This window comes from Streptomyces sp. NPDC026538 (assembly GCF_055567535.1).
Window position 1 is genome coordinate 700,961 of the sequence record NZ_JBVHQG010000003.1, and the last position, 16,413, is coordinate 717,373.

Consider the following 16,413-nt stretch of genomic DNA (forward strand, 5'->3'; position numbering starts at 1 on the left):
GGATCTTCTGATGGTGCGCTCCACTTGTCCCGAGGAGGAGAAATGAACAGTTTCCGTAAGGTTGCCGTTGCGGTCGCGATCATAAGCGGTGTCAGCTTCATGGGCGTCAGCCCTGCCAGTGCCCAGGTCGCCTACGGTGGGCATGGCGGCGGGTGCAGGTCCCATGACCTGAACCTCGACATCCTCGGCGAGGTGGGCATCTTCAACGGTCTGGGCGGAAACCTGATCAACGGCGAAGGCAGCCCAGGTGCCCAGGTCACCGAGCTGGGTTCCGACTGCGATCGCGGCTGGTAGTCGACTCGCTGGTGTTCATGTCGAAGTAGATGTCAAAAGCCCCGCGCCATGACGGCGGATTCGAGGGCCTCTCGCGAATCGCCCGGCTGGGATTTCCCAGCCGGGCGATTCGCGTGACCGCTCGGCTAGGAATCGCTGAACCAGGAGCCGATCGGGTTCCATTGGAAGGCATCCCGCCAGGCGGTCTCGCCCGCCGCCCAGCCTGCCAGGGCCGCGATGACCTTGTCCGCCGAGAGTGTCCGTGTCTGATAGTGCTCGGCGGGATCGCGATCACGGTGTTCGAGCTGGTAAGTGCCGTCAGGGCGGAGCCAGACCTGGGCGTAACAGTCCGCCTCCGCAGCGCACCGCAGCACAAGGTGCCCGTCGCGGGGGAGGTTCCACACCGCCGCTTCCAGTCGGGCGCCGCGTGGGCAGTTCTGCTCGGGGCGGTGGCCCGGGTGCGCAGGGGGGTCCACGGCTGCGGGATCTTCTCGGACCGTCTCCGCCGACGGCAGCCCGCAGGCATCGATCAGCTCGAAGAGGAGGTTCTCCACGAGGGGGTCCGCCCTCTTGGCCAGGACCACGCGCAGCGCCTCACGATCCGCCGTGTACCCGCTCTCGGCTGCCCAGACCGCTATCTCCTCCGCTGTCCGGGGCACGTCCGCGAGCAGCCGGCGGACCCTCCTGTCTTTGTCGGTCTCCTCCTGTGGTGCCTCGTCCTCCGAGGGCGGCGACACCGACACCCCGTAGTCGGCGGCCATCACCGGATCAAGGAAGGCCGACCAGGCCACCCCGGACGGAGTGAGACCGCGGACGTAGCAGACGTCGCTGTCCAGGACGCTTGCGATCATGACCGGCGAGCCGGTCGCGGTGACCAGCCGGTGCAGCCACCGGTCGTCGTCGTTCTCCGGCAGATAGTCGTTCACCTGCAGCGTCCGCCAGCCCCCGGGGCGTGGCGGGCACTCGTGGAAGCGTTCGGTGCGCTCGTCGACGCACCACTCCGGGTCGTCGAACACAGACAGGTCCGGCAGCGGGGAATCGCTGCGCACCAGAACGAAATCGCCTGAGTAACCCATGCTTCCTCCCCGGAGACTGCCGCGATGCTAGCGACAGGGACCGACACCGGCCGAGTCACCCATGCGGCGGGGGAGCGGAAAGGGCCGAGGCAGAGGCGAGGAACAGGCTCAGGACCCGAGGGTTGCCGACCGGCCTGCTGCGGCGAAGAACTGACGGCCCGGCAGCCGGGTGGCGGTGAAGATCGTCGGTGGGGTCGGCTGCGAAGTGTGGTGGAACACGATTCGTCGGAAGCTCACGTCCGTCGCCCCCGAAGGCTGTTCGGACTCACCAAGTACCTTCCGACACAAGCGTGTTGGAATGCCTTCATGGCCACTCCCGCTGACGGAACCACCCACCTGAGTCCGGACGAGCCCGAGCGGCGCCTGCGTGCCGAGATCGAGCGGCTGAGGGACGAGGCGACGCGCCAGAGGACGCTCGCCCACCGCCGGGCCGAGTTCTGGACCAAGATGGACATCGCCCTCGGTTTCCCCGCGGCCCTGCTCGCCGGCACGGCGGGAACGGCGGGACTGGCCTCCGCGGACGCGCGCGTTCCCGCCGCCCTCGCCGCTCTGACCTCCGCCGGGTTCGCGGCGGGAGCGGGCTTCCTGCGCAGCGACAGCCGGCGCCGCGCCAACAAGCGCGCCCGGCACGCATGGGCCTCCGTCGAGGCCAGGGCCACGGTGGCACTGACCCAGGAGCACGTGACCCCCGAGATCCTCGGCAGCCTGCTGGAGTGCCGCCAGGCTGCACTGGTGGCCTACGACGGCGAGGAGCCCCGGCCGGGAGCGTCGTGATCCGCAGCCCTTCGACTACCGCTCCCTGTCGAGGAACTCGGAGTTGGTGACCTGGCAGGCTCCGCTGACGACGGGTATCCAGCAGCGCGGTCGGGCTCCGGTACCGGCGTCCGCAGTGTGAGCTGAACCGGGACGTGAAAGGGCCGCCGATACTTCCGGGATCACGCACTGCGCGATCGTTGCCGCGGTGTCACCCTTGCGCGTGCGGCACACGAAACGTGGCCGTCGGGGGCTCTGCAGAGGCGGGCGAGTGCGGTGGGGGACTTTCTCGGGGCGGTCACGGCGTATCCGACCGTGGTCTTCACCTTCGCGCTCGTCGTGGTGGCGGTCTACTGGCTGCTGGTGCTCCTGGGGGGCGCCCACTTCCACGGGGTGCGCGGAGGACACCACGGCCACGGCCACGGCCACGGCCACGGCCACGGCCACGGCCACGGGCATGGTGGGGGACGCCATGGCCACGGGGGACTGCAGAAGGTGCTGGGCCTGGGCGGGGTGCCGATCACCGTGGCGGTGTCGCTGGTGGTCGCCTTCGCCTGGTTCAGCGCGCTCAGCGGCCGGGTCGTGTTCGGCGGCGGCCACGGGGGAGTCCTGCTGCCGGCCGCCCTGGCCGGCGGGTGGGCGGGGGCGCGGCTGCTGGCGTGGCCGCTGCGGCGGCTGATGCCGGCCCCCGCCCCGCCGCCCTCGCGCCGGGACTTCGTCGGCCTCGGCTGCGTGATCCGCACCGGACGGGTCGGCCCCGACTTCGGACAGGCCGAGGTCCATGCGGCCGACGGCTCCTCCGCGGTCGTACAGGTCCGGCAGAGCCTCGACGACGCGGCGGGGCCGGGCGGCGTACTCCGTGCCGGGGCGTCGGCACTCATCTACGACTACGACGACGCGGGCGAGTACTTCTGGGTCATGCCCGCCGTGCCGGCCACCGGCTGACGCGGCCTCACCCCCCTGCTTCGTTCGGGCGTCGAGTACGCCCACAGTTCGCCCATCCATCCACGACAAGGTCGGCCAAGGGAACAGCCATGTCTGTCGTCACCATCGGAATCGGCGTGTTGGTCGCCGTCCTGCTGCTCATCGGCCTGGGCACACTGCTGCTCTTCGGCCGGCTGTTCCGCAAGGTCGTCCAGGGCGAGGCGCTGATCGTCTCCCGGCCCAAGAGCGTCGACGTCACCTTCACCGGAGCCCTGGTGCTGCCGATGCTGCACCGGGCCGAGGTCATGGACATCTCGGTGAAGACCATCGAGATCACCCGCACCGGGCGGGAGGGCATGATCTGCAAGGACAACATCCGCGCCGACATCCAGATCACGTTCTTCGTCCGGGTCAACAAGACGGTCGAGGACGTCGTCAAGGTGGCGCAGGCGATCGGCACGGAGCGGGCCAGCCACCAGGAGACCCTGCAGAACCTGTTCAGCGCGAAGTTCGCCGAGGCGCTGCGGACGGTGGGCAAGCAGCTCGACTTCGCCGACCTCTACACCAAGCGCGAGGAGTTCAGGGACCGCATCGTCGCGGCCATCGGCACCGACCTGAACGGCTACCACCTCGAGGACGCCGCGATCGACCACCTGGAGCAGACCCCGCTGGAGCAGCTCGACGCCTCCAACATCCTCGATGCCCAGGGCATCCGGAAGATCACCGAACTGACGGCGCTGGAGCACATCCGCACCAACGACTTCCAGCGCAACGAGGAGATGGAGATCACCCGCCAGAACGTGGACGCGCGCGAGGCCGTCCTGGAGCTGGAACGGCGGCGCGCGGAGGCGGAGATCCGGCAGCGCAAGGGGATCGAGACCCTGCGCGCGCAGGAGGAGGCGGCCACCGCGCAGGTCCAGGAGGAGGAGCGGCTCAAGGCGCACAGCGCCCTGCTGCGGACCGAGGAACTGCTCGGTGTCCAGCGGGAGAACCAGGTGCGGGAGATCGCGGTCGCCGAGAAGAACCGGGAGCGGGTCCTCGCGGTGGAGAGCGAGCGCATCGAGAAGGACCGGTTGATGGAGGTCGTCAACCGGGAGCGGGAGGTGGAGCTCGCCAGGGCGGAGAAGGAACGGCAGGTCGAGGTGGAGCGCCGGGGCGTGGCCGATGTGGTGCGCGAGCGGATCGCGGTGGACCGCACGGTCGCGGAGCAGGAAGAGGAGATCAAGAGGGTCCGGGTGGTCCAGGAGGCCGAGCGCACCCGGCAGACCGTGATCATCGCCGCCGAGGCGGAGGCGCAGGAGCAGCTGGTCAAGGACATCAAGGCGGCCGAGGCCGCCGAGCAGGCCGCGCACCTGCGGGCCAAGGAGCAGCTGGTGCTGGCCGAGGCCGGGCAGAAGCGCGCGGAGCTGGAGGCCGCCGCCAACGTACGCCGGGCGGAGGGCGAGCGCGCCCTGGCCGGGGCGGCCGGTCTGGCCCAGGCCGAGGTGGCGGAGCGGCAGGCCATGGCCGAGGCGGCCGGCGTGCGGGCCCGCCTGGAGGGCGAGGCCGCGGGCCTGAAGGAGAAGGCGGAGGCCGTCGAGAAGGTCGGGCTCGCCGAGGCCGCGGTCGCGGAGAGCAAGGCGAACGCGGAGGCGGCGGGCATCCGGGAGAGGCTCCTTGGCGAGGCCGCCGGTCTCAAGGAGAAGGCGGCGGCGATGGCCGCGCTGGACGAGGTGTCCCGGAGCCACGAGGAGTTCCGGCTGCGGCTGGCCGCGGACAAGGAGGTCCGGATGGCCGCGCTGGAGGTCCAGAGCAAGGTGGCCGAGGCCCAGGCGGCAGTGCTGGCCGCCGGACTGGAGAGCGCGGACATCGACATCGTCGGCGGCGACAGCGTGTTCCTGGAGCGGCTGGTCGGCGCGGTGTCCTTCGGCAAGTCCATCGACGGCGCGGTGCAGGGCTCGGAGACGGTGCAGGCCCTCGGGGCGGACTGGCTGAACGGCGAGAAGAGCTTCAGCGGCGACGCGACGGAGGTGCTGCGCTCGCTGGCGGCCGGCGGCCCGTGGAACCTGGCCCTGCTGATGAAGCTGCTGGGCGGCCAGCAGAGTGGGGACCCCGTATCGGCCGACCCGGTACAGCTCGCCAACGGCACTGCCCCATAGCGACCACGACAGCGCCCCTTCAGGGGCGCGGGGCTGTATTGATGTGCGGCCACCGCCGCGCGGGCGCGACCAGCCACGACGGCGCCGCAGACGATCGACGGCGCGGCGCTGTCAGCGCTCGGGCCAGAGAGAACGGGAAGCAGTCATGGGCGTCGAGGACGGCACCTACCAGATCCTGCGGGCAAGGCTCGCCGACCGCGCCGCGGAACTCGGCCGGCGGGCCGCCTCGCTGAACTCCCGGCGACAGGAGGCGTTCGGCTCCCGCCCGCTGGAGCTCGCGGGCTCGGCCCGACCCCGCTCCGACGGCGCGGCCACCGCATGCGGCGTGGTCGCCGTACGGCCCGACGTCCTCCTGCTCGGGACCTCCGCACCCGACCTCGACGCCGGCCTGCTGTCGCTGCACACCCTGGACGGTTCGCCCCTGGGACCCGAGAAGGTCCCCGGACTGCTCGACGACGAGCGGTTCCACCGCGACTTGGCCGAGCTGCTGCGCTACTACCGGGACGCGCGCCTCACCGACCTGAGGCGTACCGCGTCGGGGCGGCTGCTCGCCGTGTTCCGCACCGGCGAGAACGAGGGCGATCTGCGGGTCCTGAGCTGGCAGTTGGGGACCGACCGGGTCGAGTACCTGGGCAACCACGGTGAACGCGACCTGCCGCAGCCGCCCGTCTCCGAGCTGCCGTGGACGACGACCGGACGCGAACACCACGCGGACGGAAGGATCCTGATCCAAGGCGGTGAGGGCGCGGTCTCGGTCGCCACCACCGGCGGCAGCCTCACGGTCCGGGCACATCCCGGTGACAGGTCGCTGTTCCGGGAAGCGGTCGACGAGCCGCTGCAGAGTCTGGCCGACGCCACGGTCGCCTACGCGGCGACCGGACCCCTGCTGCTTCTGCGGATCCGCCCCTACAACGAACCTGCGGACCGCTACCTGGTCGTCAACACCCGTACCGGTTCGGTGCGTCGACAGGACTCGCTGGGCCGCGGTGCCAGGCTGCTCCCCGCCGAACAGGGCCTGATCTTCCCCGGCGGTTACGAATTGGCGGACGGCAGCCATCGGGTCTTCCGCATCGGCGGCGGGGCGGCTGGAACGGGCGGTGCGTCCAGTGCGGGTGGTGTGGGTAGTGCGGGCGGTACGGCGGGTGCGGGTGCCGGTTCCGTGGCCGACCGGTCCGCCGCGGACGAGCTGCGCTTCGACGCGGTGCTCCCCTCACCCAACGGCGAGGACCTGCTCTACGTCCTGAGCCGGCCTGGCCGTGCCCAGGTCCTGCTGCTGCCGTGGAACACCGTCCGCCGCGAGGCCGCGAGCGCCCTGCACGGCGCGGCGTACGCCCTGCTGCCGGACGGCACTCTCGTTCTCCTCAAACCGGACCACGAGCCCGTGCGCACGCACGAACTCCAGCTGTGGCAGACCCCTTTCCAGTCCGCCGACCACGCCGCCGCCCAGCCGGTCGGGGACGGTCCGCTGGCGCGGATCGGCAACGCCGACCTGGTCGCGGGCATCGCCGACTGCCTCGACGTGGTCCGCGGCGCGACCGCCGCCGCGCAGGAGAACCGGACGACGGCCTCCCCGGAGCTGATCCTCGACGCCTGCGCCAAGGCGACGGACCGCCACTACTGGCTGGCCGACACCGGCCTGCTCGAACCACTTGCCGAACTGCGGGCCACGGCGGAGCAGTTGGTCGCAGAGCAAGCCAGGCTCCGGCAACTTTCCGCGCGCGCCGCGCAGGCGCTGGACCAGGCGGCTGCGGAGGCCGCCGCGCTGGTCCGCCGCTCCCACGGCGAACCGCCCGCCGACGCGGACGCCTGGACCGTACTCCTCACCGAACTGCGCAGGGCCCAGGGCCGTACCCGCACGCTGCGCGAGCTGCCCCAGCTCGACCTGGCCGCCCTGGACGGGGTCGAGGCGGACCTGGCCGCCGAGCTCGCGGCGGCGACCGAGCGCGCCTTCGCCTTCTTCGCCGGTCCCGACGCCTTCGCCGCCCCCCTCGCCGCCGCGCGGCGCGCCGCCGAGGAAGCCGCCTCGATCGCCACCGCCGCCGAGGCCGCGCGGCTCGCCGACCGCCTCACCGAGCAGGCGGACGCCCTGGCCACCGTCACCGACCTGGTCACCGGCGCGGCCGATGCCGACCCGAGCGCGGGAACAGCCGTACTGCTGGCCATCGGCGAGGTCCTGGCAGCCGTCAACCGTGCCCGGGCGGTGCTGACCACCCGCCGACGCGTCCTGCTCGACGCCGAGCACCGCGCCGCGCATGCCGCGGAGTCGGCGCTGCTCGCCCAGGCGACGACCGCCGCCCTGTCCGCGGCCGACAGCCCGGCCGCCTGCGACGACCAACTCGCCCGTCTGCTGCTGCGGGTGGACGCGTTGGAGGCCCGCTTCGCCGAGGCCGAGGATCTCGCCGCCGACCTGGCCCTGCGCCGGGAGGAGATCCGGCAGGCGTTCGCCGCCCGCCGCCAGACCCTGCTGGACGAGGCCGCCGCCCGCGCCGACCGGGCCGCCGCCTCCGCCCGCCGGGCCCTTCAGGCGCTGAGCCGCAGGCTCGCCGGGCTCGGCTCGGCGGCCGACATCCACGCCGCCCAGGCCGCCGACCCGATGGCGCTGCGCGTCCGCGCCGCCGCCGGGGAACTGCGCGGCCTCGACGACCGGGTACGCGCCCAGGAACTGGAGGACGGCCTGCTCGGTGCCGTCCGCACCGCCCTGCGCGAGCTGCGCGACCGCGCCGACCTGTCCGAGGACGGCGGCGCCACCGTCCGGCTGGGCCGCCACCGCTTCGCCGTCCGCCGCGAACCGGTGGAACTCACCCTCCAGCCGGACGGCGACGACGGTCTGGCCTTCGTGATCACCGGTACCGGCTACCGCCGGCCCGCCGACCTCCCCGAAATGCCGGCCGGCCGCGAGTTCTGGACACAGCCCCTGGTCAGCGAGTCACCGACGCTCTACCGTGCCGAGTACCTGGCCGCCTCACTGCTGGCCACGGCCACCGGTGAACCGGGTGAACCGCTGCTCGACCAGGTCCGCCGCGCGGCCGAGCGGGGCTACGACGAGGGGTACGAGCGCGGCGTCCACGACCACGATGCCGCGGCCATCCTCGGCGCGCTGCTGCGGCTGCGAGCCGGTGCCGGTCTGCTGCGGCACCCCGCCGAAGTGCGCGCCACCGCCCAGCTGTTCTGGGCCCACGGCGCGACCGACGCCCAACGGGCCGCCTGGCAGCGCCGCGCCCGCTCCCTGGCGCTGGCCCGCGTCCACTTCGGAGCCGAGGGCCACTTCAGACCCGACGGTGCCGCGCCGGCGACCGCCCCGTCCGCGCAGGCGACTGCCTCCTCCGAGCTGGCGGCCGAACTCACGGACGCGGTCGCCGAGTTCACCGCCGCAGTCGGACTACCGCCGGTGCCACGGGCCGGCGACTACCTCCAGGAGGAACTCGCCGACCCGCAGGAGGGATTCGCCACCGGCGTCGCCGCGCGCACCCTCCTGGACGGGTTCCGCCACACCGCCGCCGCCCCCGTCCTCACCTCGGACCTGGTCGCGCTCGGCACCGACCTGCCCGCACGGCACCAGCTCGCCGGCGCCTGGCTGGGCTCGTACGCGGCCATGCACGCGGAGGGCGACGGCGTGCCGGAGGGCGTGGCGCACCTGTGCGCACCCGACCTGCCGCGTTACGAGATCACCGCGCCCGTCGGCGAGACCGTCGACGGCCTCCTCGGCACCCACCCCCGCGTCCGCGACGGCCGACTGACCGTACGCATCGACGAACTGCCCCAGCGCGCACGGGTGTTCCGTGAGCAGCGAGCCCCGGCCTTCCGGGCCTTCCAGCGACAGCGCGCGAACGTCCTGGTCGCCGAGCGGGCCCGGCTGCGCCTGGACGACCACTGCCCCCGCCCGCTCGCCGGCTTCGTCCGCAACCAGCTCATCGACCAGGTGTATCTCCCACTGGTCGGCGAAAACCTGGCCAAGCAGCTCGGCACCCTCGACACCACCGGCCCCGCCGACCGAAGCGGCCTGCTGCTGCTCCTGTCCCCGCCCGGCTACGGCAAGACCACCCTGCTGGAATACGTCGCCGACCGCCTCGGCCTGCTCATGGTCCGCGTCGACGGCCCCGCGCTCGGAACCGGCACCACCTCACTCGACCCGGACCGCGCCCCCGACGCGGCCGCCCGCCGCGAGGTCGAGAAGATCGTGTTCGCCCTGGAGGCGGGCAGCAACGTCCTGCTGCACGTGGACGACATCCAGCACGTCTCCGCCGAACTGCTTCAGAAGTTCATCCCGCTGTGCGACGCGCAGCGCCGTGTCGAGGCCGTCAGCGACGGCGTGGCCCGCAGCTTCGACCTGCGTGGGCGCCGTTTCGCCGTCTGCCTCGCCGGAAACCCCTACACCGCGAACGGGCGGCGCTTCCAGATCCCCGACATGCTCGCCAACCGCGCCGACGTCTGGAACCTCGGCGAGGTCCTCACCGGCCACCAGGACCTGTTCGCCCTCTCCTTCCTGGAGAACGCCCTCGCCGCCAACCCGGTGCTGGCACCGCTCGCCGGAACCGACCCGGCCGACCTCGCCCTGCTGGCCGCCCTCGCCGACGGCGACCCGGGCGCACAGGCCGACCAGCTCGCCCACCCGGTGCACGACCTGGACCGGGTGCTGGCGACTCTCACCCGGCTGCGCCGTGTCCAACAGACCGTCCTGGCCGTCAACAGCGCCTACATCGCCTCCGCCGCCCAAGAGGACACCGACCGCCTCGAACCGCCGTTCCTGCTCCAGGGCTCCTACCGCACCATGGTCCACCTGGCCGCCCGGATCGACCCCGTCCAGAGCGACACCGAGATCGAGGCCCTGCTCGACGACCACTACCTCGCCGAGGCACGGAGCCTCGGCAGCGCCGCCGAGGCCAACCTGCTCAAACTCGCCCGGCTCCGCGGCCGGTCCACCCCCGAACAAACGGCCCGCTGGCACGCGCTGTGCGCCGCGTACGCGTCCGCCGCCCAGCCGTCCGCCGGCTCGCCCTCCGCTTCCTACTCGTCCGTCGACTGATCCGGCCACCCCAGCAGCCGCGCACCGAACACCGCCGTCTCCAGGGTGTAGCGCTGCAGCGCGTCGTCCGGATCCAGGCCCGTGAGCCGGACGATGTGCGCGATGCGGTACGCCAAGGCGCGGACACTCAGTCCGAGCCGGCGTGCCGCCTCCGCCGCGACGTAGCGCGACTCCGCGTAGGCGGTCAGGGTCTCCAGCAGCAGCTGCGCCCCTCCACGCGCCTTCCGCAACGGTCCCAACACCCCGTGCACCAGCTCCTCCAGGGCCTCCCGGTCCCGCAACAGCACCGGCAGGACCAGCAGATCGGCCGCGTTCAGCAACTTCCCGTCCAGCCCCAGCTGGGCCGCCTGCTCCAACGCGTTCCGCGCCTCCTCGTAGGAGTGCACGACACCGCCGGGCCCGCTGTGCGGACGGCCCACCACGACCCGCCGCCCCTGCGTCAACTCCGCGAACGCCTTGACCGCCGCGGCCTCACCCGGGCCGGAGGGCACGATGCACACCAGCCGGCCGTGCTTCACCGCCAGCAGGACCTCCTCCTCACCGAAGCGGCCGAGCAACTGCCGCTCCAGCGCCCGCACCTGGGGATCCTCCAGGTCGTAGCCGTCGCCCTCGGCGACCGCGACGACATGCGCGCACGCCAGATTGAGCCCGAAGCGCTCGGCGTGTTCAGCCAGCCGTCCCAGGTCGCTGCGGCTGCTCAGCAGATCCGCCACGAACTCCCGCCGCCCGGCCTCCTCCCGGCGCAGCCGTTCCCGGTAGGCCCGCCCGTGCCCCGCGGCGAGCGCGGCCACCGCCGCCCGCAGCGCCGCCATCGACGCCGCGTCCACCGGCTGCCCCTCCCAGACCCTGCCGGTCGCGGCCAGCCGCTCGTCGACCAGCTCGGGGAGCCCCCGCCCCTCCTCGGCGGCCCGGTCGCCGTATGCGCGCAGCGACTCCAACTCCTCGCGACGCAGCCGCCGTCCGCTCCTGGCCACGTCCTCCAGCAACCGCCCCCACGAACCGTCCTCGGACGAAACGGACACGCCCGAGGCCGCTCTGTCCGTAGCCAACTCCCGCTTCCTCCCCCGTACTGCCACAGCGACGTGCCAGCGTACGCCGCACCGCGGACACCCGACACCTGAGGTCACGTTTTCCACGTGCGGATCAAATCCGCTTGGCCCCCTGCCGCACATGGCGAAGGGCGCCCCGGGGGTTCCCGGCGCGCCCTTCGCGGTGGTCGTCAGAGAAGGCTGGTCAGCGCACGTCCACGTAGTCGTGGTAGCTCTCGGCGTCCACGTAGGAGCCGGACGCGAGGTAGACCCCGACCCAGGTGCCGTCCTGCCTCGCGGTGAAGCGGGCCGTGAAGCGGCCATGCGAGTCGGTCTTGACGGAGCCCAACTGCGTCCAGGACTTCTTGCCCTTGGCCTGGAAGAGGATGTAGACGCGCTGCTTGCCGAACGCCACCCACTTCGAGCCGCTGAGCCGCTGCAAGGTGCCGGTGGCGGTCACGGTGTGGCCCTTGCGTACCGGCTCGGGGCCGGCGTTGAAGCCGGCGATCCTGGTGGCGGTGCGGTTGAAGTGCACGGAGTTGGAGTAGCCGGATTGGTAGTCCGACGAGCCCGCCGAGTACAGCCGCCAGTAGCCCTTGGGCACCGACACGTACGCGTCGAGGTTGAAGGTGCCGTCGGACTTCGCGGTGAACCAGCCGAGCGACTTCCAACCGGACTTGCCGTTGGCCGACTGCTGGAGGTACAGCTTCCGGTTCGGCGGCACCTTGCCGTTGCTGGCGCTCATGCTGCCCTGGATGTGCAGGTCGGAGTACTCGTCGAGCCAGCTCGAACAGAAGCAGATGTTCGTCCGGTTGATGACGTCGACCTTGAACCGCGCGTCCGAGTCGGACAGATACGGGTCGGTCAGGTAGCTGTCCCGACTGGTCTCCACCGTGAACGTGGTGTCGTCGGACAGCAGGTACGGGTAGGTGAGCTTGAAGCGCCCGTCGGCACCGCTGGTCGCCTTGGCGTAGTAGTTCATCTCGAGCGCGACGCCCTTGGCCGGCTGCCAGGTGCCGTCGTACAGGTACTCCACGACACCGGATGAGGACGCCTTGGCACCGTACTTGATCTGCGCGCTGGAGTGGTCCAGCCGAATCCGGCTCGGGCTGACCACGACCGGCAGGGTCTTGTCGTCGACCAGCACATAGGTGTTCGTGCCGTCGGGGTTCGCGATCCAGAAGGAGAGCGAGACCGGCACGGACGTGGTGTTCTCGCCGTTCAGCTGCGGAGCCACGTCGATCGCGTAGCTGCCGTCGGCGGCGGTGACGGCGCTGTAGGCGTACTCGGCCGTCACACTCAGCGGCTTCCCGGCCAGCGGCGAGGTGTCGCCGGTGATCGGGTCGAAGAGCGAGATACGGCCGCTGAGCTTGACGTGCGTGTGCTCCACGTCCAGCACGGCGGGGCTGATGCTGCGGTCGGCGAAGACCGGCGTCGGCTCGACGTCCACGGTGGTGGTGTCCGCCGCCGAGGTGCTGTCGCCGTCGCTGTCCCGGGCGCTGACCGTCACGTCGTAGCTGCCGTACGAAGGCAGTTGCGACATGCGCGGCGAGCGCCAGACGCCGTCCTGCGGCGTGCCGGAGACGAGCGTGAAGCCGGTGACCGCGACGGTCACCGGGTCCGCGCCGTGCAGCTCGGTCAGCTCGGCGGACACCTCGGTGATCGCGGAGTCGGAGGAGACGGCGACCGTCAGGAAACCGTCGTCGGAAGGGTCGGAGCCGACGTCGCCGAACACCGGGGCGCCGGTACCGTCGGCAGGCGCACTGCTGCTGGGGTCGGGCGTCGGGTTGGTGGAGGGCGTGTCGGACGGGGTCGGGGTGTCCGACGATTCGCCGGTGGGCGTGTCGGACGGGGTCGGGGTGTCCGAAGGACTGTCGGACGGGGCGCCGGTTGGTGTGTCCGAAGGAGTGTCGGACGGGGCGCCGGTGGGTGTGTCCGCCGGCGTCGAATCGGGCGTCGGGTTCGCGGTCGCGGTGGCCGCCGGGTCCTGCCCGGCCGTGCCGCCGTCGGCCCCGTACGCCAGCGTGGGCGCGGCGAGGAGCGCGGCGCCCAGCGCGGCGGATACGGCCGCCGACACCAAAGAGCGTGTTCTCACTGCTGGATTCCCCCCACGGGAACGGCGCGGCTTCGCTGCCCCGGTTATGCGGAGGCCGACCGCGCTCTTTGTACGGTTGCTGTGAACATCACGCAACGCATCGAACTCTAGTGCCCACCTCCGATACGGGAGCAAGGGGGTTTGTGGAACCTGCGCAGGGGGGCGGTGCGTCCGGCACACAGTCGGGATCTGCGCCGTCGACGCCGGACGCACCGAGGGCGTCACCACCCGAACCAAGATGATCAAGAGACAGATGCACAGCCGAGCCGGGTTCCCCCGCTCTCCGACCACGGCATCCCCCGACCCGGAGGAGAGCGGCGCCGGAGCCTGATCAAATCCGTTTGGCCCCCTGTTTGACCCCCCGGACACGTCAGAGGCCGGATAGTAAATTTACTATCCGGCCTCTGACCAGCGTCGGGGTGGCGGGATTTGAACCCACGACCTCTTCGTCCCGAACGAAGCGCGCTGCCAAGCTGCGCTACACCCCGGTGTCGCTGCTGTCCTGCTTGTCGCGGCGACGTCGTTTACTTTAGCCCACCGGTGGCCGGAGACGAAATCCGGTTTATGGGCGGCGGCCGACCGGGTTCGGGCGGGTGTGGTCCAGGGCCACCAGGAGGACCGCCAGGGCGTAGAAGGCGAGGCCCAGGAGGAGGGCGTTGGCGAGCGCGCCGCGGTAGCCGCGCTCCTCCGCGTCCAGGAAGGGGTAGAGGTAGCGGCCCGGCGTTCCGGGCAGCAACAGCTCCGCTCGGGTCAGGAAGAACGCCAGGTAGGCCAGGGGGTAGAGCATCCAGGCCGCCGTCTGGCGGAGGTGGAGGCGGCCGGGCGGCGTGAGGATCAGCCAGTCCACGAGGGCCGCGACGGGTGCCGCCGTATAGAGGAGCTGCAGGGCCAGCCACTGGCCGTGCCAGGCCACCGGCGGGTGTGTCGCGCCCGTCATGGAGAAGGGGGGCGTGGTGTGGCCCAGGAGCAGGTGGTAGACCAGCCCCGAGATCACGATGTAGAGCAGTGCCGCGCCCGTCAGGGACGAGGGCAGCGGACGGGACGCCTGCCAGGCGCGGCGGGCCGAGGCCAGGCTGACCAGGGTCAGGAGTATCGCCGCCTGGACGCCGAAGTAGCTCATGATCTGGCCCGGGCTGCCCAGCAGCAGCTCCAGGGCTACGCCCGCCGACGCCAGTGCGGCTGTCAGGAGGCGGAACACCGCGGTCGCGGGGCGGCGGGTCGGGGCCACCACCGCCGTCGCCGGAACGTAGCCGGGCAGCAGCACGGGCGTGCCCGGGACCGCGGGGAGGTCCGGGATGTCCCGGGGTATGGGAGCCGTCATGCCCTCAAAGTATGAATAAAGGGGCATGTCCGGCATTTTGTTCTACGCCGAGTGGGTTACAGGAAGGGGACGAAAAGAGAGGGGAGGGGGCTCCCCCTTGATCTCTTCCTACTCCCGGCCCACCAACGTCAGCAGCGTCGCCTCCGGGGGGCAAGCGAAGCGGACCGGGGTGTAGCGGTTCGTGCCGCAGCCCGCCGAGACGTGGAGGTACGACGTACGACCCTCCGCCGTGTGCCGCGAGAGGCCCTTCACGCGGTCCGCGTCCAGGTCGCAGTTGGTGACCAGGGCGCCGTAGAAGGGGACGCAGAGCTGGCCGCCGTGCGTGTGGCCGGCCAGGACCAGCGGGTAGCCGTCGGCCGTGAAGGCGTCCAGGACGCGCAGGTACGGGGCGTGGACCACGCCCATCGAGAAGTCCGCCGTACTGGACGGGCCGCCCGCCACCTGCACGTACCGGTCCCGCTTGATGTGCGGGTCGTCCAGTCCCGTCAGCTCCACCGAGACGCCCTCGATCTTCAGGACACCGCGGGTGTTCGTCAGGTTCAGCCAGCCCGCCCCGTCGAACGCGTCCCGCAGGTCCTCCCACGGGAGGTGGATCGCGCCGACCACCGGCGGATTGCCGTTGAGGCCGTGCCTGCCGCTCGTCTTCTCCAGCAAGTAGCGGGCGGGGTTGCGGGGTTTGGGGCCGTAGTAGTCGTTGGAGCCGAAGACGTACGCGCCGGGGAAGTCCATCAGGGGCCCGAGCGCGTCCAGGACCTCGGGGATGCCCTCCGGGTCGGACAGGTTGTCGCCCGTGTTGATCACGAAGTCCGGGCGCAGGCCCGCCAGCGACTGCAGCCAGCGCTGCTTCTTGCGCTGCCCGCTCACCATGTGGATGTCGGAGACCTGGAGCACGCGCAGCGGGCGCATCCCCGGCGGGAGGACCGGGACCGTCACCCGGCGCAGGCGGAACGAACGGACCTCGAAGCCGGCCGCGTACAACACACCGGCGGCACCGAACGCCGCGATTCCCAGGGGTACTCCGTATCGAGCGCGCATACAACCATCGTGTCAGACGCGCGGCGGGACTCATGACCGGCCGCCGACCGGGCGGTAAATCGGCGGGCGGTCCGCATGCGGCACCTGCGACAATCGGAACCATGACCACCACGCTCAAGTCGAAGCTGCACGACGACCTCAACTCCGCGATCAAGGCACGCGACGAGCTCCGCTCCTCGACGCTCCGGCTGACGCTCGCCGCGATCACCAAGGAGGAGGTCGCGGGCAAGGAGAAGCGCGAGCTCTCCGACGACGAGGTGCTCAAGGTGATCGCCAAGGAGGCGAAGAAGCGCCGGGAGGCGGCCGAGGCCTTCGCGCAGGGCGGCCGCGCCGAGAGCGCGGAGCGGGAGAAGGCGGAAGGCGAGCTCCTCGACGAGTACCTGCCCAAGCAGCTCAGCGACGAGGAGCTGGCGGGGATCGTCGCCGCGGCCGTCGAGGAGGCGAAGGCGGCGGGCGCCGAGGGGCCGCGTGCCATGGGCGCCGTCATGAAGATCGTGAACCCGAAGGTGGCCGGGCTGGCCGAGGGCGGCCGCGTCGCCGCCGCGGTGAAGAAGCGGCTCCAGGGCTGACACCGGAAGCGCCAGTAGCACCGGAAACACCAGTAGCACCAGAAGCACTGGCAGCACTGGCAGCACCAGAAGCACCCGCAGCGCCGGAAGCTTCGGGCGGCGGTACGACGGCGGGGAAGGAGAACGTCGGGTTCGGGGTGGTGGTGCCGGCGGTGGTCGCGCCGTCCGTCGTGCCGCC

Annotated in this window: 11 protein-coding genes and 1 tRNA gene; 6 read left to right on the forward strand and 6 right to left on the reverse strand. The window is 71.7% G+C overall.

What is annotated here, in order from left to right:
- The first annotated feature begins 42 nt into the window (after positions 1-42).
- A complete protein-coding gene (locus ACZ4N4_RS16260) occupies positions 43-294 on the forward strand; it encodes a hypothetical protein (RefSeq protein WP_467588872.1) in 252 nt (83 codons plus the stop codon).
- 125 nt (positions 295-419) lie between these two features.
- On the opposite strand, the gene ACZ4N4_RS16265 is transcribed toward ACZ4N4_RS16260, so the two are convergent.
- A complete protein-coding gene (locus ACZ4N4_RS16265; RefSeq protein WP_467588875.1) occupies positions 420-1,349 on the reverse strand; it encodes a hypothetical protein in 930 nt (309 codons plus the stop codon).
- A gap of 306 nt (positions 1,350-1,655) precedes the next feature.
- On the opposite strand from ACZ4N4_RS16265, the gene ACZ4N4_RS16270 reads away from it, so the two are divergent.
- The 4 genes from ACZ4N4_RS16270 to ACZ4N4_RS16285 all read left to right on the forward strand — a co-directional run bounded on the left by ACZ4N4_RS16270 (position 1,656) and on the right by ACZ4N4_RS16285 (position 10,187).
- Entirely contained in the window at positions 1,656-2,123 is a 468-nt protein-coding gene (locus ACZ4N4_RS16270; protein WP_453570405.1) for a hypothetical protein, read from the forward strand.
- A 255-nt stretch (positions 2,124-2,378) separates the two neighbouring features.
- Positions 2,379-3,047: a hypothetical protein gene (locus ACZ4N4_RS16275; RefSeq protein WP_467588878.1), complete on the forward strand. Its 669-nt coding sequence runs from the start codon at positions 2,379-2,381 to the stop codon at positions 3,045-3,047.
- Between the two features lie 89 nt (positions 3,048-3,136).
- Positions 3,137-5,164 (forward strand): SPFH domain-containing protein, encoded by a 2,028-nt coding sequence (locus ACZ4N4_RS16280; RefSeq protein ID WP_467588880.1) that lies wholly within the window; start codon positions 3,137-3,139, stop codon positions 5,162-5,164.
- 145 nt (positions 5,165-5,309) lie between these two features.
- Entirely contained in the window at positions 5,310-10,187 is a 4,878-nt protein-coding gene (locus ACZ4N4_RS16285; RefSeq protein WP_467588882.1) for a DNA repair ATPase, read from the forward strand.
- On the opposite strand, the gene ACZ4N4_RS16290 is transcribed toward ACZ4N4_RS16285, so the two are convergent.
- From ACZ4N4_RS16290 to ACZ4N4_RS16310, 5 genes are all read right to left on the reverse strand, one after another.
- The gene (locus ACZ4N4_RS16290; protein WP_467588885.1) at positions 10,169-11,236 is read right to left on the reverse strand and encodes a PucR family transcriptional regulator; all 1,068 of its coding nucleotides are present in this window, start codon (positions 11,234-11,236) and stop codon (positions 10,169-10,171) included. The two genes, ACZ4N4_RS16285 and ACZ4N4_RS16290, sit on opposite strands and share 19 nt — an antisense overlap.
- A 184-nt stretch (positions 11,237-11,420) precedes the next feature.
- On the reverse strand, positions 11,421-13,310 hold the full coding sequence (locus ACZ4N4_RS16295; protein WP_467588888.1) for a hypothetical protein: 1,890 nt from the start codon (positions 13,308-13,310) through the stop codon (positions 11,421-11,423).
- Between the two features lie 414 nt (positions 13,311-13,724).
- Positions 13,725-13,798: transfer RNA gene (locus ACZ4N4_RS16300), tRNA-Pro, on the reverse strand.
- Positions 13,799-13,872: 74 nt separating this feature from the next.
- Positions 13,873-14,631: a Pr6Pr family membrane protein gene (locus ACZ4N4_RS16305; protein ID WP_467588891.1), complete on the reverse strand. Its 759-nt coding sequence runs from the start codon at positions 14,629-14,631 to the stop codon at positions 13,873-13,875.
- A 108-nt stretch (positions 14,632-14,739) separates the two neighbouring features.
- Positions 14,740-15,666 (reverse strand): metallophosphoesterase, encoded by a 927-nt coding sequence (locus ACZ4N4_RS16310; protein WP_453570316.1) that lies wholly within the window; start codon positions 15,664-15,666, stop codon positions 14,740-14,742.
- A 101-nt stretch (positions 15,667-15,767) separates the two neighbouring features.
- Here ACZ4N4_RS16310 and ACZ4N4_RS16315 point away from each other — a divergent pair, with 101 nt between their 5' ends.
- Positions 15,768-16,235 (forward strand): GatB/YqeY domain-containing protein, encoded by a 468-nt coding sequence (locus ACZ4N4_RS16315; RefSeq protein WP_360495990.1) that lies wholly within the window; start codon positions 15,768-15,770, stop codon positions 16,233-16,235.
- The last annotated feature ends 178 nt before the right edge of the window (positions 16,236-16,413 follow it).

Coding starts and splice junctions, on each gene's coding strand:
- ACZ4N4_RS16260 (WP_467588872.1), top strand. CDS start 43: ATGAACAGTTTCCGTAAGGTTGCCGTTGCGGTCGCGATCATAAGCGGT.
- ACZ4N4_RS16265 (WP_467588875.1), bottom strand. CDS start 1,349: ATGGGTTACTCAGGCGATTTCGTTCTGGTGCGCAGCGATTCCCCGCTG.
- ACZ4N4_RS16270 (WP_453570405.1), top strand. CDS start 1,656: ATGGCCACTCCCGCTGACGGAACCACCCACCTGAGTCCGGACGAGCCC.
- ACZ4N4_RS16280 (WP_467588880.1), top strand. CDS start 3,137: ATGTCTGTCGTCACCATCGGAATCGGCGTGTTGGTCGCCGTCCTGCTG.
- ACZ4N4_RS16285 (WP_467588882.1), top strand. CDS start 5,310: ATGGGCGTCGAGGACGGCACCTACCAGATCCTGCGGGCAAGGCTCGCC.
- ACZ4N4_RS16305 (WP_467588891.1), bottom strand. CDS start 14,631: ATGACGGCTCCCATACCCCGGGACATCCCGGACCTCCCCGCGGTCCCG.
- ACZ4N4_RS16310 (WP_453570316.1), bottom strand. CDS start 15,666: ATGCGCGCTCGATACGGAGTACCCCTGGGAATCGCGGCGTTCGGTGCC.
- ACZ4N4_RS16315 (WP_360495990.1), top strand. CDS start 15,768: ATGACCACCACGCTCAAGTCGAAGCTGCACGACGACCTCAACTCCGCG.